Below are 18980 nucleotides of genomic sequence, written 5' to 3'. Positions count from 1 at the left end.
GTATCGCCACAGGCGATACCTCGCCTGTGGCCGGTGACATCAGGCAGACGCCAGGCGTAGCCGTTCGATGATCTTGCGCGCGCGGTTGGCGCCAACATCCACGTGGATATCGACCATCGGCCTGGGACCGAAACCGAGCATGTTCTTGTACTGGGCCTCGATCACCACCTTGTCTTCATCGAAAGTCAGCGCGGTCTGCTCGACGACCTTGGCCTTGACCTCTTCGACATTGCTTTCGGGGTTGGTCGCCATGGTCCAGAAGTAGTGGCTGGTCGTCTCGGTCTCTGGCGTCACGCCATGGAAACCGCGCATGTGGAAGCCGCCACGACGAGGGTCATCGAGAGCGTCCGTTCCGGCATCGACCGCGCCGGTCCAGATGCGCAGATGACTGACCAGAAACTCGATTTCCTGCCAGCGATCGACCTTGCCCTTGAAGGGATACGCCGCGCTGTACGTCGGGGGTGGCTGCGACCCGGGCATATGGCGGACCACTTTCACCGAGGTGTCATCACTCTCGACGCGCATCTGCGCATTCATGTGAACGCTGGCGTTGCCGCCGATGGTGCGCAGGTGCACGTAGCCCAGGTGGCTCAGGTCCAGCAGGTTGTCGTGGATCAGTTGATACGGCGCATCGTAGTGATAGATGCCGCCTTCGAAGACGTATTCGCCGCTGCTGTGAACGTCGTACGCCGGCGGCTCGATCATTGGCTGCGGCTGCGAGGCGCTGCCGAACCAGATCCAGATAATCTGGTCGCGCTCTTGAACGGGATACGCCTGGACCCTAGCCTTGGTCGGCACCTTCGCCTGGCCAGGCACCTCGAGACACTGCCCCATGGCGTCGAACAAAAGGCCGTGATAACCGCAACGCAAACCCTGCTCTTCCAGCGTGCCGCTGGACAGCGGAAGTGCCCGGTGACAGCAACGATCCTCGAGTGCGGCGGCCTTGCCGTCAGCGGTGCGGAAAAGTACCACTGGCTTGCCCAGCAATGTCCGGCCAAGCGGCTTGTCCTTGAGCTCCCAGGCGAACCCGGCGACGTACCATTGGTTCAGCGGGAACTTCGGTTCTTCGGCTGTCGCGCCTACCGCGTGGGCAAGCGCGTGAGCATGGGATGCACTCATAACGATCTCCTTTCATCTTCTTGTTGGGGGGTCACAGGTCCAGCACCAGGCGGGGGCTGTTCGAACGTGAGCAGCACGGGGTGAAACTGTCATTGCGGGCGTGTTCCGCTTCGGTCATGAACTGATCGCGATGATCCGGCTCGCCGGCCAGCACCGCGGTGACGCAGGCGCCGCAAATACCCTGCTCACAGGAGCTGTCGATATCGATGGCGTTCTCCAGCAACACCTCAAGCACGGTGCGGCAGGCCGGGATGCTGATGACCCGCCCGGAGCGCGCAAGCTCGACATCAAAAGCACGGTCGCCCTCAAGCACCTGGGGCGGCGCGGCGAAATCCTCTCGATGAATCTGCTGGTCGTTCCAGCCGCAGGCGTTGGCGGTGGACTGAACATGGGTCATGAAGCCCGCCGGGCCGCAGACGTAAAGCTGGTCACCCGCGGCAGGGCTCGCGAGCACCTGCGCGGCGTTGAACCGCTGCTCGACAGGTCCGTCATCCACATGCAGTCGAAGGTGGCGGCTGAAAAGCGGGCTGTTCAGCAGTTCAACAAAGGCCAGGCGCTGAACCGAACGTCCGCAGTAATGCAGCTCGAAATCCTTGCCGGCGGCAATCAGCGTGTGAGCCATTGCCAGGATCGGCGTAATGCCGATGCCGCCCGCGAACAGCAGATAGCGCTCCCCCGTCAGATCGAGGTCGAACAGGTTTCTCGGTGTGCCGATAGTGAGCCGGGCACCCTCCCCGACATCCAGGTGCATGCCCCTTGAACCGCCACGGGATTCGGCTTCGTGAAGCACGGCAATCAAATAGCGACCTTGCTCCTGCGGGGAATTGCACAGCGAATACTGCCGAACCACACCTGGCGCAACCTGAACATCGACATGCGAACCCGCGGTGAACGCGGGCAACGCCGCCCCCTCCACGGCGAGCAGTTCGAAACTGCAAACGCCGTCGGCTTCGATGGTTTTCTGTGACACACAAACTTCGAGCATGAGCCTGCCCTCACCACGGTTATGCAGTGTTTGAAAATGAGTACGGGAATGCCGGGCACACCGGCGGGAAAAGCGGGATTTACGGATCAGGCAGGAACGAAGGGCACAAGCGAGTCATGACACGGGACCTCTGGTTTTTGTTGTAGTGTCGCGAGCGCTTATGATGCGGACGCGTAATCCTCACGTGATTTTCATCCTAGTCATTTTAGTTGCGGTGTCAACTAATTTCATTTCAATGCACGGGTATCTTTCCTGCCATGCCACATACGCCACTGAATCTGGAGCGCTACGTACCGGCGCTGCTGACCTTCCTGACCAACAAAATGTCGAGTGGCGCATCCGCCTGCTACCGCAAGCATTTCGGGATTGGCATCGTCGAATGGCGACTGCTGGCGATGCTCGCGGTTGAGAACAACATCAGCGCGAACCGCATGGTGCAGGTGATCGGGCTGGATAAAAGCGCCATCAGCCGCGCGCTGCAGACGCTTGAACGGGATGGGCACGTATCGACTGAGGTGGATGCAAAAGATGCGCGTCGCTACACCGTCTCGCTCACTGAAGCGGGGCATGCGTTGCATGATCGGGTGCTGGTCACCGCGCTGGAGCGGGAGCGGCTATTGCTGGGGGATCTGACAGAAACCGAAGTTGAAACACTCATCGGCTTTCTGCACCGGATGACTGCTCAGTTGGACAAGGTGAATGCGGTGGAGCCGGAGGAGTGAAATCGAGATGGTGTCCCAGGGCCGGTTCGAACGGCCAACCTTCCCCTTAGGAGGGGGATGCTCTATCCAATTGAGCTACTGGGACACAAGCCGGCAGCGGACGCCGCGCGGCGGAAGGCGTGCATGTTAACCAGCAGGGAGTTATTTGTCATGCCGTGAATCGGGCTTTTTGCCTGCCGACGTCGCGAGGCTTACGTAACCAATCGTGCATTCTGCAATAAAGCATAAAGCCATCATTGCAGGATGCACGAAAACGCCAGCTCAAATAACATCTAACTAATTGATTTAAAAGTAAAATTTTAAAAAATTCGATTGGCACGACAACTGCTGTATCAACCACAATGGAATGTATTGATCCCACAGCCCTGGAACCCACGCCATGAATCACGTCCTCATCGCCTTGAACGCCCTTGCCCTGACGGCCGTGATCGGGTTGAACCTCATGCCTGCGCAAACTTCTGTGGGCTCTCTGGATTACAAAACCTCGATGCAGCCAAACCGTGCCGTTCTGGGCGAGGCACCGCAGCAGTCCGCCACTCCGGTCGCCGAGCATACCCTCTCCTTCTAGACGTTACTGACGCCCTCCTCCCGCAGTATCGCCAGCAGGCGCTGCACGGCAGCGTCGAGCGTCGTGGAATTGTCCAGCAGGTACACACCCTCATCGAATTGACCTGCAATCCGCAGGTTGCGCGCCAGTCGCTCCTCGATTTCCGCTACGCCTTCCCGGCCGCGGCGCAGCAGTCGGTCTCTCAAGACTTCTGCAGACGCCGTAAGAAGAATCGGCACCAAGTCAGGATACTTCGCACGCGCCGCCGGCAAGTGGCCACGGGAGCCGTTGACCAGGACCGACCGGCCTTCAGCGAGCCAGGTATCGATCTCCACAGGGATGCCGTACGAAAGGCCATTTGCCTGCCAATCCAGCGCGAAAGCCCCATTCGAACGTAGCGTGGCGAACTGCCATGGCGATACACTATGCGCCACTTCGCCCACCGCCTCGGCGGAACGAGTAATGACGCGTCGGGCGACAGCCACCCCCAACGCCTGCAACGCAGGTCGTGCGTGATCAATCACACTGTCCTTGCCAGACCCGGAGGGTCCCATCAGGTAGATCAACCTGCCGTGGGCGGCCAACGGGCCGTCGCCCCTTGCGTCATGCTGCATAGCCACTATGCTCATAGATAGGAAAGCCCGCGCATTCTAGGCGCTTTCCATGACCTTTTCGCCTGTTGCTGATGGCAGGTAAAAAGGTGGCTGAATCGGAAAAGTGGTGACACAAAACTTTTCAAACCAGTACTCATTTCTGATAATTGGTACTGGCAAAAAGCCTCCACCCGGTTCAATATTTGTCACAGAATTGACGCCAAGGAACCGGCGACAATGAGGCATCATAACGGCCTCATTCACAATTCAGGTTGAACATTTGACCGTGATGATGGTCGTAGTCTCATCGCGCGGCCAATTTCAAGAACCGCTTCCCCTGAACTAAACCGGTCAATTATATGCGCCCAATGAAACAGGCTATTTACTCAAGCCGCACCGCAGACAAATTCGTCGTCCGCCTACCCGACGGAATGCGTGAGCGCATTGCCGAGGTTGCGCGTAACCATCACCGCAGCATGAACTCCGAGATCATTGCCCGCCTGGAGCAGAGCCTTATCCAGGAAGGCGCACTGGGAGACGAGCTGAGCATGCGCCTGGACAGCCCGGAACTGTCCCTGCATGAACGCGAGCTGCTACAACGCTTCCGTCAACTGTCCCATCGCCAGCAAAACGCCCTGGTGGCTCTGATCGCCCACGACGTAGAGATGGCAGCGGACGCTTCCTGACCCTCTTTATTCCTGAACCCGCTTCAGAACAAAACGCCCGATGCATTGCATCGGGCGTTTTGCTTTTCAGCGCCCACAAAAAAGCCAGCATCTCTGCTGGCTTTCTTTTGCTTCAGTTGGGCGTTACAGCAGGAACACCGTGGCCAGGCCGAGGAAGATGAAGAAGCCACCACTGTCGGTCACTGCGGTAATCATCACGCTGGAGCCCATGGCGGGATCTCGCCCGAGTCGTACCAGGGTCATCGGAATGAGTACGCCCATGAGCGCCGCCAATAACAGGTTGAGCGTCATCGCCGCCATCATCACCAGCCCCAGCGACCAACTGCTGTAAAGCAGGAAGGCAACTACACCGATTACACCACCCCAGATCAGACCATTGAGCAGAGAGACCGCCAGTTCCTTGCGCATCAGGCGCGTGGTGTTACCGGGACTGACCTGATCCAGCGCCATCGCTCGCACAATCATGGTGATGGTCTGGTTACCCGAGTTACCACCAATACCGGCCACGATCGGCATCAATGCCGCCAGTGCAACCAGCTTCTCGATCGAACCCTCGAACAGGCCAATCACCCGCGAGGCCAGGAAGGCCGTGATCAGGTTGATCGCCAGCCAGGCCCAGCGGTTGCGCAGAGAGCGCCAGACCGATGCGAAGATATCTTCTTCTTCGCGCAGACCCGCCATGTTCAACACTTCGCTTTCGCTTTCTTCGCGGATCAGGTCGACCATCTCGTCGATGGTAAGACGGCCGATCAGACGATCGTTCTTATCGACCACGGGCGCTGATACCAGGTCATAACGTTCGAACGCCTGGGCCGCGTCATAGGCGTCCTCGTCGGGGTGGAAGCTGACCGGGTCGCTGGCCATTACTTCGGAAACCTGCTTGTCCGGGTCGTTGACCAGCAAGCGCTTGATCGGCAGCACGCCTTTGAGGATGCCGTCGTAATCGACCACGAAGAGCTTGTCGGTGTGCCCTGGCAGCTCCTTGAGCCGGCGCAGGTAACGCAGAACCACTTCCAGGCTGACGTCTTCGCGGATGGTGACCATCTCGAAGTCCATCAACGCACCTACCTGCTCCTCGTCGTAGCTCAGGGCTGAGCGCACACGCTCACGCTGCTGGCCATCGAGGGTTTCCATCAACTCATGGACAACGTCACGGGGCAGTTCAGGGGCGAGGTCGGCGAGTTCGTCGGCGTCCATTTCCTTGGCGGCGGCGAGCAACTCATGATCGTCCATGTCGGCGATCAGGGTTTCACGCACCGCGTCGGATACTTCGAGGAGAATGTCGCCGTCTCGCTCAGCCTTGACCAGTTGCCAGACCGTCAGGCGGTCGTCGAGGGGCAATGCTTCGAGAATATGGGCAACGTCGGCGGAGTGCAGGTCATCGAGCTTGCGTTGCAGCTCGACCAGATTCTGCCGGTGAACCAGGTTTTCTACCCGGTCTTGATGATGGCCTTCCTGGCGGTGAGTGAGATCTTCCACCACGCGCTGGCGATGGAGCAACTCGACCACCTGGGCCAGGCGATCCTGCAGGCTATCTTGCGTCTTTTTTACTTCGACTTCAGTCATAGGCGAACTCCACTCCCAGCAGCGGAGCACGCCGGGAGATCAATCAGTCACATCGTGATTGGCAAAACGAGCTATTGAGTAACTACTGGGTAAGTCCATGGTGGTATTCCACAAGCCCCGGCGGGGCTGACGGGCGCAATCATACACCGCTTGAGCTGCCAGAGGCTGAAAATATCGGCGAAAACAATCGTTTGCGGAAATGACCGACGCAAACGCCCGAATCCATCAATGCGACGGCAAGCGCCCGAAAAAGAACACATGCGCCAACTAAAAATTAGCACGCCCTATCGAGTGCTCGATGACATTTTATTAATCGGAGAAATAAACGCGGAAAACAAAAAGCCCGCCATTAAGGCGGGCTCTTCGTTATATGGTGCACTCGACAGGATTCGAACCTGTGACCGCTCGGTTCGTAGCCGAGTACTCTATCCAGCTGAGCTACGAGTGCAGGGTTGGTACTTGATGGACCAGATCACCTCTGGTTGAAGCAGAAGCAACTTCCGATTGGAAACTACTTCTTTATATATGGTGCACTCGACAGGATTCGAACCTGTGACCGCTCGGTTCGTAGCCGAGTACTCTATCCAGCTGAGCTACGAGTGCAGGGTTGGTATTTGATGGACCAGATCACCTCTGGTTGAAGCAGAAGCAACTTCCTGTTGGAAACCGCTTCTTTATATGGTGCACTCGACAGGATTCGAACCTGTGACCGCTCGGTTCGTAGCCGAGTACTCTATCCAGCTGAGCTACGAGTGCATTTGAAGCCGCGCATTATAGTTCACTTAATCGTTTTTACAAGTGCTTTTTCGTTTAATTTCAACGACTTAGCAATTTGGATCAGATTACAGCGCCCTACATGAATAATGGCGGAGAAGGGGGGATTCGAACCCCCGATACCCTTGTGAGGTATACTCCCTTAGCAGGGGAGCGCCTTCGGCCACTCGGCCACCTCTCCGCAACACGGGGCGTATAATAACCAGAGCTTTCCCCGTTTGCAAACTCTTTTTTGAAAAAAAATCGATAAAAATTAATGGGTTGGTTCTTCGTCCTTCTCTTTCTTGATCCGAAGGTAGATTTCCTCACGGTGTACGGCCACTTCCTTGGGGGCGTTCACGCCGATCCGCACTTGATTTCCTTTGACGCCGAGCACGGTCACGGTGATTTCGCCATCGCCAATAATCAGGCTCTCTGCGCACCGACGAGTCAGAATCAACATACCTTTCTCCTCACGCAATTCAGTTCAGGGACAACAGTCTGCAAAAAAAAGGGCTTCAGCCTACAACCAGAATGGCTATCGACCTACGCCTAAGTATTGACCAGCGCGGACAAAAGAACAGATTCCACACCAGCCAAAAAAGAAGGGGCGCGGCCTGGCCGCGCCCCTGGGGACCAACGCTTACTCGCCCTGACGGGACGGAGCGTCCAGCTCGAAAGCCGTATGCAGTGCGCGTACAGCCAGTTCCAGGTACTTCTCTTCGATGACCACGGAGACCTTGATCTCGGAAGTGGAGATCATCTGGATATTGATGCTCTCCTTGGCCAGCGCTTCGAACATGCGGCTGGCAACGCCCGCGTGGGAGCGCATACCGACGCCGACGATCGACACCTTGGCGATCTTGGTATCGCCAATGATTTCCCGAGCGCCGATTTCACGTGCGGTGTTTTCCAGCACTTGCTGCGCCTTGGCGTAGTCGTTGCGGTGCACGGTGAAGGTGAAGTCGGTGGTGTTATCGTGCGAAACGTTCTGCACGATCATGTCGACTTCGATGTTGGCGGCGCTGATCGGGCCGAGGATCTTGAAGGCAACGCCCGGAGTATCCGGTACGCCACGGATGGTCAGCTTGGCTTCATCGCGGTTGAAGGCGATGCCGGAAATGATCGGCTGTTCCATGGATTCCTCTTCATCAATAGTAATGAGGGTACCCGGACCCTCCTGGAAGCTGTGCAGCACGCGCAGCGGAACGTTGTACTTGCCGGCGAACTCGACGGCACGGATCTGCAGCACCTTGGAACCGAGGCTGGCCATTTCCAGCATCTCTTCGAAGGTGATCTTGTCCAGGCGCTGGGCCTGGGACACGACGCGCGGGTCGGTGGTGTAGACACCGTCCACGTCGGTGTAGATCTGGCACTCATCAGCCTTCAGCGCTGCCGCAAGGGCCACGCCGGTGGTGTCGGAGCCGCCACGACCGAGGGTGGTGATGTTGCCGTGCTCATCGACACCCTGGAAACCTGCGACCACAACCACGCGGCCGGCCTTGAGGTCGCCACGGATCTTCTGATCGTCGATTTGCAGAATGCGCGCCTTGTTGTGCGCGCTGTCGGTGAGAATCCGCACCTGGTTGCCGGTGTAGGAAACCGCCGGAACGCCACGCTTCATCAGTGCCATGGCGAGCAAGGCGATAGTCACCTGCTCACCAGTGGAAACGATCACATCCAGTTCACGCGGAACCGGCTGATCGCTGATCTGCTTGGCAAGGTCGATCAGGCGGTTGGTTTCGCCGCTCATCGCCGACAGCACAACCACCAGGTCATCGCCAGCTTCGCGGAATTTCTTGACCTTTTCGGCAACCTGTTCGATTCGCTCGATTGTGCCGACCGAAGTGCCGCCAAATTTCTGTACGATCAACGCCATTTCAAAGCCGCCTCAGCCCGTGAAGGGCACCCAATAAACAATCACAACGCCCGCGGCCCGCCACTAGACGACGGGCCGCAGGCGCCTCAGACACCCTGCTCTACGAATGGCACGGTCAGGGCCAGTGCGCCGTCCAGCGCCGCGGCGTCCACGCCACCGCCTTGCGCCATGTCCGGACGACCACCGCCCTTGCCGCCCACCGCCGCAGCGGCTTGCTTCATCAAATCACCGGCTTTGAGTTGGCCGGTAAGGTCCTTGGTCACGCCTGCGACCAGTACGACCTTCTCTTCGTGGACACTGCCGAGCAGGATCACTGCGCGGCCGAGTTTGTTCTTCAGTTGATCGACCAGCGCCAGCAGGGCCTTGCCATCCTGACCGTCGAGACGCGCAGCCAGCACCTTGACGCCCTTGACGTCCACCGCGCTGTTGGCCAGGTCGTCACCGGCGGCACTGGCGGCCTTGGCCTGCAGTTGCTCCAGTTGTTTTTCCAACTGGCGGTTGCGCTCGAGCACAGCCGACAGCTTGTCGATCAGGTTGTCGCGACTGCCCTTGACCAGTTGCGCGGCTTCCTTCAACTGCTCTTCGGCGGCGTTCAGGTAAGCCAGCGCCGCAGCACCGGTGACCGCTTCGATACGACGGACGCCGGAGGCCACACCGCCTTCGCTGATGATCTTGAGCAGGCCGATATCACCAGTGCGCTTGGCATGGATGCCACCGCACAGCTCGACCGAGAAGTCGCCGCCCATGCTCAGGACGCGCACATTGTCGCCGTACTTCTCGCCGAACAGTGCCATGGCGCCTTTGCGCTTGGCGGTTTCGATATCGGTCTCTTCGGTTTGCACCTCGGAGTTCTTGCGCACTTCGCGGTTGACGATCTCTTCCAGCGCCTTGATCTGCTCTGGCTTGATCGCTTCGAAGTGGCTGAAGTCGAAACGCAGGCGCTGGCTGTCCACCAGCGAGCCTTTCTGTTGTACGTGATCGCCCAGCACCTGACGCAGCGCGGCGTGCAGCAGGTGGGTGGCGGAGTGGTTGAGCGAGGTGGCGTGCTGGACGTCGGCATCGACCTTGGCTTCGACCTGGGCACCAACGCTCAGGCTGCCGCTGGCAACCACGCCGTGGTGCAGGAACGCGCCACCGGTCTTGGTAGTATCACGCACGTCGAAACGCACGGCGCCCGCCAGCAGGTAACCGGTGTCGCCCACCTGGCCGCCGGATTCGGCGTAGAACGGCGTGCGATCGAGGATCACCACGCCCTCCTCGCCTTCGCCCAGTTGCTGGACAGACTGGCCGTCCTTGTACAGGGCGACGATTTTGGCGCTGTCTTCTGTGGTGGTGTAGCCGGTGAACACGGTGTCCACGTCGACCTTGACCAGGCTGTTGTAGTCCAGGCCGAAGGAGCTGGCGGAACGGGCGCGCTCGCGCTGGGCGTCCATTTCACGCTCGAAGCCAGCTTCGTCGATGGTCAGCTCGCGTTCGCGGGCGATGTCGGCGGTCAGGTCCATCGGGAAGCCGTAGGTGTCGTACAGCTTGAACACCACGTCGCCCGGTACCACGTTGCCTTTGAGTTCGGCCAGGTCCTGCTCAAGGATCTTCAGACCCTGCTCCAGGGTCTTGGCGAATTGCTCTTCTTCGGTTTTCAGCACGCGCTCGATGTGCGCCTGCTGGGATTTCAGTTCAGGGAAGGCTTCGCCCATCTCGCCCGCCAGCGCGGCGACGATCTGGTAGAAGAAGCTGCCCTTGGCGCCGAGCTTGTTGCCGTGACGGCAAGCGCGGCGAATGATGCGGCGCAGCACATAGCCACGGCCTTCGTTCGATGGCAGCACGCCGTCGGCGATCAGGAAACCGCAGGAGCGAATGTGGTCAGCGACCACCTTGAGCGACGGCTGGGCGTCGTTGCTGCAGCCGATGGCCTTGGCCGAAGCGGCCAGCAGGCTTTGGAACAGGTCGATTTCATAGTTCGAGTGAACGTGCTGCAGGACCGCGCTGATGCGTTCCAGGCCCATGCCAGTGTCCACCGAAGGCGCTGGCAACGGGTGCAGGACGCCGTCCGCGGTGCGGTTGAACTGCATGAAAACGTTGTTCCAGATCTCGATGTAGCGGTCTCCGTCTTCTTCCGGCGAACCGGGCGGGCCGCCCCAGATGTCGGCGCCGTGATCGTAGAAGATCTCGGTGCACGGGCCGCACGGGCCGGTATCGCCCATGGTCCAGAAGTTGTCGGAGGCGTAGGGCGCGCCCTTGTTGTCGCCGATGCGGACCATGCGCTCGGCCGGAACGCCGACTTCCTTGGTCCAGATGTCATAGGCTTCGTCGTCGGAGGCGTAGACCGTGACCCAGAGCTTTTCCTTAGGCAGGTTCAGCCACTTGTCCGAGGTCAGGAAGGTCCAGGCGTAGGTGATCGCGTCACGCTTGAAATAGTCGCCGAAACTGAAGTTGCCCAGCATTTCGAAGAAGGTGTGGTGGCGCGCCGTGTAGCCGACGTTTTCCAGGTCGTTGTGCTTGCCGCCGGCACGCACGCATTTCTGGCTGCTGACCGCGCGGGTGTAGGCGCGCTTTTCCTGGCCGAGGAAACAGTCCTTGAACTGGTTCATACCGGCGTTGGTGAACAGCAGGGTCGGGTCGTTGCCCGGAATCAGGGAGCTGGAGGCGACTCGGGTGTGTCCCTGCTCTTCGAAGAATCGAAGGAAGGCTTCACGGATTTCTGCGCTTTTCATAGGTTCTTCCACGGAAACGGCGGCCTGAGGCAAATGTGCGCGTCAAATAGACGAAACGACGGCAAAGGGCCGCATTATATCTAGCCTGAGTGCCGGGTGCAGTGTGTTTATACGATCGAAGCCTGCATTCAGGATGAAATGACGTTTATCCAGGCGATTTAGTTAGCAGGCTATACGTTCCGCTAAAAACTATGTTACAAACGGCGTCGCCATCACAGGTGATGGCAACGTTCTCAGGGCGGGGTGCAACTCCCCACCGGCGGTAATTGCGCGCAATGCGTATAGCCCGCGAGCGCTTGCAGGCACGGCTTGCAAGGTCAGCAGACCCGGTGTGATTCCGGGGCCGACGGTCATAGTCCGGATAAAGAGAGAACGGGATAGACACCGCTGTGTCCGTTCGTCCACGCATTGCGGGACGACCATCCCTTTCGATCCAGATGCCCTGTTTTTCATATAAACAGGAGTCCGTTTCAATGCAACCAACCCCAATCGACAGCAAGTCCCACGGCAACGAACGTATCGCTTTCGTCCAGGCGTGCTGGCACAAAGATATCGTTGATCAAAGCCGTAAAGGCTTCGTCGAGGAAATGGCCAAGCACGGCTATCAGGCCGGCGATATCGATTTCTATGAAGTCGGCGGCGCCTTCGAGATCCCGTTGCACGCCAAGCTACTGGCCCGCAGTGGCCGCTATGGCGCCATCGTCGCCGCCGGCCTGGTGGTGGACGGCGGCCTGTACCGTCATGAGTTCGTCGCCCAGTCGGTGATCAGCGGCCTGATGCAGGTTCAACTGGAAACCGAAGTGCCGGTGTTCTCGGTGGTCCTGACCCCCCACCACTTCCACGCCGGCGACGAGCACCAGAAGTTCTTCTTCGAGCATTTCGTGCTCAAGGGCCAGGAAGCGGCGAACACCTGCGCTGACACGCTGTTGAAGCTGCGGGCACTGCGTCGCAGCGAAGTGCCGCAGAAAGTCGCGGTATAAATGAGAAGGCCGCGGAGTGATCCGCGGCCTTTTTCGTTGCCCTGACCTAATCGCTTGCCAGCGACTACTGGCCCAGGCCCTCTGTCGAGGCGGGCACGATCAGGATGCCCGCGCGCAAGCCGTTCTTGACCTTCGGGTTGGGGAAGATGATGCGAGCCCCCTCCTCCTCGACGACCCAGCGCGTCTCGGCCAAGTCTTCGGCCAGCAGATAGCCCTTGGACAATTCCGAGAAATTCTCGATGTCCGCCGGCAAGTGCAGGTGGAAGTTGTCGCTGTGCTTGATGATCTCGCGGGCGACGCTGAACAGTTGCAGGCCATCCAGCCCTTCCGGCTGCTCGGGCTCGGTGCCTTCGATGATCTGGATCAGCCGCGCCTGGAGCCGGTCGAGATTGACCTGCTCGTTCTGTCCGAAAGGCCGCGCCTTGCCAAGTTCCAGGGTGAAGGACTCGGCCTCGAGCTGTTCGTAGGTGAAGGCGGTAAAGGTGATGGAGGTCTTGCTTTGCAGCAAGACCGCTTCCATGCCGGCGGCGCGCAGACGGGCCAGTTCGCGGCGAGAGTGCTGGCGCCCCTCTTTATAAGGATAGAGGGCGAACTGCTCGATCTTCGAACCACGGATGGCGGTGTGCAGGTCGTAGTGCAGCCGGGTACGCCCCGGCAGGCTGAAAAAGGTGGTCGCCAGGCGTTCCAGTTCACAGGCGCGCAACGCCTCCGAACCGCTGGACAGCTCATGTCGACCGTTGAACAGACGATTGACGTCCTGTTCAAGGTAACGCTCACCGCGCCGAATCGCCTCGGGGTTACCGAACAGGAACAGAATCCGCGCCCGGGGCTTCACGTCACCGCGGGCGATGCCGTGCAGCAGTTCGTCGAGCAGCTCGATGGGCGCGGTTTCATTGCCGTGGATGCCGGCGGACAGCAGGATGTCCAGGCCGATATCCGGCGATTCCGGCGGGCGGACTTCCAGCGCGCCCTCGGCGAGCCAGCGCAAGCGCACGCCCTCGACCGTCAACTGGGTCTTCTCTGCCGGTTCACGACCGGCAAGGGTCAGCTCAAGCAGTTTGCCGAGGGCGAGCATGGTGTCGTTCCTTAGTGATGATGTCCGCAATCGGGACCGTGGACGTGATCGTCATCGTCGCCGGCATCGGCCGGCTCCATTTCCAGTTCCAGGCTGACCAGGTTGGTGGCCAGCGGACGCAGCAGCAGGGTGGCGTATTCGCTATCGCCCTCTTCCACGTCGACGCCGATCAGCAACTGGCCGCGGCCATCCTGCTGGATCCAGACTTCCTTGCCTTGCCAGATCACCGCAAAGCGGCTGGTGGAGACTTCGCGCGAGGTGCCATCTTCATCTTCAAGGATCAGTTGCAGGGCGTCGGACATGTTCAAGTGCTCTTTCAGGGTTGGAGTTGGAACGGATAGACCGAACCCAGTTGCAGAATCCGGGTCAGTTCATCCAGTGCCGTACGACACTCCGTCAGCAGTTGCGGATCGGCCAGGTCGCTTTCAACCAGGCGGTCGCGGTAGTGCTTGTCGACCCATTGGGTCAGGGTGTCGTACAACGGCGCCGTCATGATAACCCCTGGATTGACCGCCGCCAGTTCCGTTTCATTCAGGGCCACGCGCAGGCGCAGGCAAGCCGGACCACCACCGTTCTGCATGCTCTGCTTGAGGTCGAAGACGCGCACCTCGCTGATCGCACTGCCCTGGCCGGCCAGCGCCGACAGGTAAGCCCAGACCCGCTCGTTGTTACGGCACTCTTCCGGCACCACCAGCAGCATCGAACCGTCGTCGCGCGACAGCAACTGGCTGTTGAACAGGTAGGAACGCACCGCGTCCTCCACCGAAACCTGGGCTCGCGGCACGCAGATCGCCTTGAAGTCGCCGCCGCGCTTGGCCAGTTTGGCCTTCAGTTCAGCCAGTACCCGCTCGGTCTCGAGGAAGGCGTCCTCGTGGTAGAACAGCACTTCGCCGTTGCCGACCGCGATCACGTCGTTGTGGAACACGCCCTGGTCGATGACCGACGGATTCTGCTGAGCATAGACCACGCCGTCATCGCTCAAGCCATGCAGGCGGGCCACGGCCTGGGACGCTTCGAGGGTCTGCCGCGCCGGGTACTTCTGCGGCGCCGGGTAGCGGATGTCGAAGGCACTGCGACCGAAGACGAAAAATTCGACGCCCGGCTCACCGTAGGCACGGCAGAAGCGGGTGTGGTTGGCCGCGCCTTCATCGCCGAACTGCGCCACCGCCGGCAACGCGGCGTGGTGGGCGAAGTGTTGCTGGTTGGCGAACATGGCGCCCAGCACGCGACTGGTGGTCGGGTGCTCGATGCTGCGGTGGTACTTGCAGTTCAGGTTGGCGGCGGTGAAATGCACGCGGCCATCGGCGGTGTCGGCGCTCGGGCTGACCGTCGCGGCGTTGGCCACCCACATGCTCGATGCCGAGCAACTGGCGACCAGCAACGGCATGGCTTCTTTCGCCGCACGCTGGATGACCTCGGCATCGCTACCGCTGAAGCCCAGGCGGCGCAGCGCGGCCACGTCCGGGCGCTCCTGCGGGGCCAGCACGCCTTGCTTGAAGCCCATGTCGGCCAGCGCTTTCATCTTCGCCAGGCCCTGACGCGCCGCTTCACGCGGGTTCGAGCCCTGCTGGCTGTTGCTCTGCGAGGCAACGTTGCCGTAGGACAGGCCGCCGTAGTTGTGCGTCGGTCCGACCAGACCATCAAAATTCACTTCAAACGATTTCATCGGCTAAGGCTCCGTGAACCTGTTGTTATAGGGCGACGCCGGGCGTCAGCGTGGCAGGCAGGACAAGGCTCGCGGTTTCCAGCGAAGCCACCGGGTAGGCACAGTAATCCGCCGCGTAATAGGCACTGGCGCGGTGGTTGCCGCTGGCGCCGACGCCACCGAACGGCGCGCTGCTGGCGGCGCCGGTCAGTTGTTTGTTCCAGTTGACGATACCGGCGCGGCTTTCCAGCCAGAACTGCTGGTAGCGCGCATGGGAGTCCGACAACAAACCCGCGGCGAGGCCGTACTGGGTGTTATTGGCCTCGGCGATGGCCGCCGGGAAATCGCTGTAGCGGATCACTTGCAGCAGCGGGCCGAAGAACTCTTCGTCCGGGCGATCGGCCACGGCGCTGACATCGAGAATGCCCGGGGTCAGCAACGCGGCGCCGGCTTGCGGCTGGGTCATTTCCAGCAACGCGGTGGCACCGTTGGCCAGCAGGTGCGCCTGGGCATCCATCAAGGCCTTGGCCGCCGCCAGGGAAACCACCGAGCCCATGAACGGCGCCGGCTGCTGGTCGAAGGCACCGACCGAGATGTTCTTGCTCACGTCCACCAAACGCGCCAGCAGCGTGTCGCCCCAGGCGCCTTGCGGCACCAGCAGGCGGCGGGCGCAGGTGCAGCGCTGGCCAGCGGAGATGAACGCGGACTGGATGATGGTGTAGACCGCGGCGTCCAGGTCCTTGACCTCGTCCACCACCAGCGGGTTGTTGCCGCCCATCTCCAGGGCGAGGATTTTGTCCGGGCGACCGGCGAATTGTTGGTGCAACAGGTTGCCGGTACGGCTGGAGCCGGTGAAGAACAGGCCGTCGATGCCGGGATTGGCAGCCAGGGCCACGCCGGTTTCCCGCGCGCCCTGCACCAGGTTGAGCACCCCCGCCGGCAAGCCGGCGTCATTCCAGCACTTGACCGTCAGTTCGGCGACCTTGGGCGTCAGTTCGCTCGGCTTGAACACCACGGCGTTACCCGCCAGCAGTGCCGGCACGATGTGACCGTTGGGCAGGTGGCCCGGGAAGTTGTAAGGACCGAACACCGCTACCACGCCATGCGGCTTGTGACGCAAGACGGCGGTGGCGTCGGCCAGCGGGCCGCTTTTCTCGCCGGTACGTTCGCGGTAGCTCTGCACCGAGATCGCCACCTTGTTGACCATGCTGGTCACTTCGGTCGCGGATTCCCACAGCGGCTTGCCGGTTTCCTCACCGATGCAACGGGCCAGTTCGTCAGCGTTGGCCTTGAGTTGCGCGGCGAAGGCCTCCAGCACAGCGATGCGCATGTCCAGCGACTGCCGAGCCCAGCCCGGGAACGCCTGGCGAGCGGCCGCAACGGCCTGCTCGACCTGCTCCGCGCTGGCGCCCTGTCCTTTCCAGACCACGGCCTGACTGACCGGGTCCAGCGATTCAAGGGTCTCGCCCTGACCGGCCAGCCATTGGCCTGCGATGTAGTGAGTGCTCATTATTTGGCCTCCCGGGCAGCGGACAGCGGCACCGCGCGCACTTGGTCGCCGACGCTCAGGCGCAGGCGCTTGGCGGTCTGTGGATCGACCACCAGGGTGCCGGCCGCCAGGCGGGCGGGCGCCGCGGCGATGCGGCAGTCTTCACGCTTGCGGTTGTGGATGATGTAAGGGGTGGCATCGTCGCCCGGCGTACCGACGGCCAGTACCAGGGACTGGCTGTCCTGGACCGCGCGGATCTTGCTGGTCTGGCACTCGATGGCCGGGCCGGCGTCGAAGATGTCGACGTAGCCCTGGTAACTGAAACCTTCGCTCTTGAGCATCGCCAGCGCTGGCTCGGTATCGCTGTGGACGCGTCCGATAACGCTGCGCGCCGCCTCCGAAAGGAAGCAGGTATAGAGCGGGAACTTGGGCATCAGCTCGGCGATAAAGGCCTTGTTGCCGACGCCGGTGAGGTAGTCGGCCTGGCTGAACTCCATTTTGAAGAAGTGCCGGCCCAGGCTTTCCCAGAAAGGCGAGCGGCCCAGTTCGTCGGACATGCCGCGCATTTCGGCGATGATCTTGTTGCCGAACAGGTCGGGGAATTCGGCGATGAACAGCATCCGCGCCTTGGACAGCAGGCGGCCATTCAGGCCGCTGCGGCTGTCGGCCCGCAGGAACAGCGAGCACAGCTCGGAGTTGCCGGTCAGGTCGTTGGCCAGGAACAGCGTCGGGATCTCCCGATAGATGTTCAGCTCCTGGGAAGCGCTGACGGTCAGGCCGACCCGGTAGTTGTACCAAGGCTCGCGCAGGCCGACGGCACCGGCGATGGCGGAAATGCCCACGACCACGCCGTCGTCGTTTTCCAGCACGAACAGGTAGTCCGCGTCGGCACGCTCGGCCTCGCCGCGAAAGGTCTTCTCGGCCCAGCCGACTCGGTGGGCCAGGCGCTCTTCGTTGGCCGGCAAGGTGGTCAGGCCGGTGCCGGTGCTGCGCGCCAGCTCGATCAGCGCCGGTAGGTCGCTGCTGCGTACGGGACGAACGATCATGCTATCTCCTCGGGCAGGCGCCTGCTGGCACCTGCGAAACTCGGCCGAATTCTTGGTATCAGAACCGCAGTATCAAACCGCGACCAGGCGCACGCTGGCGCCCTCGCCAACACCCAGCGCTTCCAGGGCGTCCGGGCTCAGGTGAACCGGTTTGCCCGGCACCCAGTCCAGTTCCAGCAGTACCGCGCGGTAATCCTGCAACTGGCCATTGGATACCAGGTACTGACGGCCGCCCTTGGTCGGCTGCTCCTGCAGCTTGACCGGCACGACCCGGCTCTGGGCAATCGAACGGATGCCGGACACCCGCGCATGCAGGGTCGGGCCGCCGTCGAAAATGTCGATGTAATGGTCGGTCTCGAAGCCTTCGCGCATCAGGATGTCGAAGGTGATCTGCGCCCGCGGATGAACCTGGCCCATGGCCTCTTGCGCCTCGTCCGGCAGCAGTGGCACGTAGATCGGGTAATGCGGCATCAGCTCGGCGAGGAAGGTACGGCTCTTCAGGCCGCACAGGCGCTCGGCCTCGGCGTAGTTGAGATCGAAGAAGTTGCGGCCGATGGCGTCCCAGAACGGCGAGTCGCCGTTCTCGTCGCTGTAGCCGACGATTTCGGTGACCACCGAATCGGCGAAACGCTCGGGGTGGGCGGCCATGAACAGCAGGCGACCACGGGAATTCAGCTCGGCCCAGGCGCTGTTCACCAGTTCCGGCAGCACATAGAAGCTGGTCAGCAGGCTGTTGCCGGTCAGGTCATGGCATTGCGAGAGGACGTGGATCTTGTTGTGGATCTTCAGCTCGCGGGACGCATGCACGAAAGTCTCGTTGCGGAAGCTGTAGAACGGCTCGGAATAACCCGCCGAGGCGACGATGGCCGAACAGCCGACCAGCTTGCCGGTGGCGCTGTCTTCGAGGACGAAGAAGTAGCTCTCCTCGCCATTGAAGCTGACTTCGGCGGCGAACGAGGTCTCGGACGCGGCGATCTTGTCGCTCAGGCGACCGGCATCATCCGGCAGGGACGTGACACCAATGGGACTGTCCGCAGCCAGACGCTGTACTTCACCCAGGTCAGCCATTTGCGCGGGGCGCATCACCAGCATGGTGTCACTCCTTTCGGGTATACGGGCCGACAACGGTCGGCGCAAAAAAAGCGGCGTGTGCACACCAGGCACAGGCCACATGAAATCGGTTC

17 protein-coding genes, 5 tRNA genes and 1 riboswitch are annotated in these 18980 nt (G+C 60.9%); of the genes, 4 read left to right on the top strand and 18 right to left on the bottom strand.

The features are described from left to right. Window positions 1–39 precede the first annotated feature (39 nt). Window positions 40–1119 (bottom strand): aromatic ring-hydroxylating dioxygenase subunit alpha, encoded by a 1080-nt coding sequence (locus NTD82_RS01360; protein ID WP_262127488.1) that lies wholly within the window; start codon window positions 1117–1119, stop codon window positions 40–42. Between the two features lie 31 nt (window positions 1120–1150). After that, window positions 1151–2104 carry a PDR/VanB family oxidoreductase gene (locus tag NTD82_RS01355; protein ID WP_262127487.1) on the bottom strand — a complete coding sequence of 318 codons (954 nt, stop codon included), beginning with the start codon at window positions 2102–2104 and terminating at the stop codon, window positions 1151–1153. 257 nt (window positions 2105–2361) lie between these two features. Here NTD82_RS01355 and NTD82_RS01350 point away from each other — a divergent pair, with 257 nt between their 5' ends. Continuing rightward, window positions 2362–2826 carry a MarR family winged helix-turn-helix transcriptional regulator gene (locus NTD82_RS01350; RefSeq protein ID WP_262127486.1) on the top strand — a complete coding sequence of 155 codons (465 nt, stop codon included), beginning with the start codon at window positions 2362–2364 and terminating at the stop codon, window positions 2824–2826. Between the two features lie 8 nt (window positions 2827–2834). On the opposite strand, the gene NTD82_RS01345 is transcribed toward NTD82_RS01350, so the two are convergent. Further along, window positions 2835–2911 (bottom strand) — tRNA-Arg (locus NTD82_RS01345). Between the two features lie 294 nt (window positions 2912–3205). Between NTD82_RS01345 and NTD82_RS01340 the strand changes: the two genes are divergently transcribed. Then, window positions 3206–3394, top strand: coding sequence for a hypothetical protein (locus NTD82_RS01340; protein ID WP_095156842.1), 189 nt, complete (start codon window positions 3206–3208; stop codon window positions 3392–3394). On the opposite strand, the gene phnN is transcribed toward NTD82_RS01340, so the two are convergent. Further along, entirely contained in the window at window positions 3391–3987 is a 597-nt protein-coding gene (gene phnN / locus NTD82_RS01335; RefSeq protein ID WP_262127485.1) for a phosphonate metabolism protein/1,5-bisphosphokinase (PRPP-forming) PhnN, read from the bottom strand. The genes NTD82_RS01340 and phnN overlap by 4 nt on opposite strands. 338 nt (window positions 3988–4325) lie before the next feature. Between phnN and NTD82_RS01325 the strand changes: the two genes are divergently transcribed. Continuing rightward, on the top strand, window positions 4326–4652 hold the full coding sequence (locus NTD82_RS01325; protein WP_003254499.1) for an Arc family DNA-binding protein: 327 nt from the start codon (window positions 4326–4328) through the stop codon (window positions 4650–4652). Between the two features lie 123 nt (window positions 4653–4775). Here the strand turns inward: NTD82_RS01325 and mgtE are convergent, their stop codons facing one another. The 8 genes from mgtE to alaS form a co-directional block, all read right to left on the bottom strand. Beyond that, window positions 4776–6218 carry a magnesium transporter gene (mgtE, locus tag NTD82_RS01320; RefSeq protein ID WP_110969527.1) on the bottom strand — a complete coding sequence of 481 codons (1443 nt, stop codon included), beginning with the start codon at window positions 6216–6218 and terminating at the stop codon, window positions 4776–4778. Window positions 6219–6589: 371 nt separating this feature from the next. Further along, a tRNA-Arg gene (locus NTD82_RS01315) sits at window positions 6590–6666 on the bottom strand. A gap of 78 nt (window positions 6667–6744) precedes the next feature. Further along, a tRNA-Arg gene (locus NTD82_RS01310) sits at window positions 6745–6821 on the bottom strand. A 76-nt stretch (window positions 6822–6897) separates the two neighbouring features. Then, window positions 6898–6974, bottom strand: a tRNA-Arg gene (locus NTD82_RS01305). A gap of 108 nt (window positions 6975–7082) precedes the next feature. Next, window positions 7083–7173: transfer RNA gene (locus NTD82_RS01300), tRNA-Ser, on the bottom strand. A 72-nt stretch (window positions 7174–7245) separates the two neighbouring features. Continuing rightward, window positions 7246–7434, bottom strand: coding sequence for a carbon storage regulator CsrA (csrA, locus tag NTD82_RS01295; protein ID WP_010226667.1), 189 nt, complete (start codon window positions 7432–7434; stop codon window positions 7246–7248). Window positions 7435–7614: 180 nt separating this feature from the next. Further along, entirely contained in the window at window positions 7615–8850 is a 1236-nt protein-coding gene (locus NTD82_RS01290) for an aspartate kinase (protein ID WP_095156839.1), read from the bottom strand. Window positions 8851–8936: 86 nt separating this feature from the next. Beyond that, complete coding sequence (gene alaS / locus NTD82_RS01285) at window positions 8937–11561, bottom strand: alanine--tRNA ligase (protein ID WP_262127484.1); 2625 nt, start codon at window positions 11559–11561, stop codon at window positions 8937–8939. A gap of 225 nt (window positions 11562–11786) precedes the next feature. Continuing rightward, window positions 11787–11939, top strand: a riboswitch (FMN riboswitch). 95 nt (window positions 11940–12034) lie between these two features. Between alaS and NTD82_RS01280 the strand changes: the two genes are divergently transcribed. After that, complete coding sequence (locus NTD82_RS01280; protein WP_095156837.1) at window positions 12035–12541, top strand: 6,7-dimethyl-8-ribityllumazine synthase; 507 nt, start codon at window positions 12035–12037, stop codon at window positions 12539–12541. A 64-nt stretch (window positions 12542–12605) separates the two neighbouring features. On the opposite strand, the gene astE is transcribed toward NTD82_RS01280, so the two are convergent. The 6 genes from astE to aruF all read right to left on the bottom strand — a co-directional run bounded on the left by astE (window position 12606) and on the right by aruF (window position 18888). Next, window positions 12606–13616, bottom strand: coding sequence for a succinylglutamate desuccinylase (gene astE, locus NTD82_RS01275; RefSeq protein ID WP_262127483.1), 1011 nt, complete (start codon window positions 13614–13616; stop codon window positions 12606–12608). Window positions 13617–13627: 11 nt separating this feature from the next. Then, window positions 13628–13918, bottom strand: coding sequence for a topoisomerase II (locus NTD82_RS01270; RefSeq protein WP_095156835.1), 291 nt, complete (start codon window positions 13916–13918; stop codon window positions 13628–13630). A gap of 14 nt (window positions 13919–13932) precedes the next feature. Next, on the bottom strand, window positions 13933–15282 hold the full coding sequence (astB, locus tag NTD82_RS01265; protein WP_262127482.1) for an N-succinylarginine dihydrolase: 1350 nt from the start codon (window positions 15280–15282) through the stop codon (window positions 13933–13935). A 25-nt stretch (window positions 15283–15307) separates the two neighbouring features. Then, on the bottom strand, window positions 15308–16774 hold the full coding sequence (gene astD / locus NTD82_RS01260) for a succinylglutamate-semialdehyde dehydrogenase (RefSeq protein WP_262127533.1): 1467 nt from the start codon (window positions 16772–16774) through the stop codon (window positions 15308–15310). Then, complete coding sequence (astA, locus tag NTD82_RS01255) at window positions 16771–17796, bottom strand: arginine N-succinyltransferase (protein WP_095156832.1); 1026 nt, start codon at window positions 17794–17796, stop codon at window positions 16771–16773. Before astA ends, astD begins: the two co-directional genes overlap by 4 nt. A 72-nt stretch (window positions 17797–17868) precedes the next feature. Then, entirely contained in the window at window positions 17869–18888 is a 1020-nt protein-coding gene (gene aruF / locus NTD82_RS01250; protein WP_095156831.1) for an arginine/ornithine succinyltransferase subunit alpha, read from the bottom strand. Between the last annotated feature and the right edge of the window lie 92 nt (window positions 18889–18980).

This window comes from Pseudomonas sp. 5P_5.1_Bac1 (genome assembly GCF_025466015.1).
GTDB lineage: Bacteria > Pseudomonadota > Gammaproteobacteria > Pseudomonadales > Pseudomonadaceae > Aquipseudomonas.
Note: the sequence above shows the minus strand (reverse complement) of the source record. Positions and strands in the feature narration are given on the sequence as shown.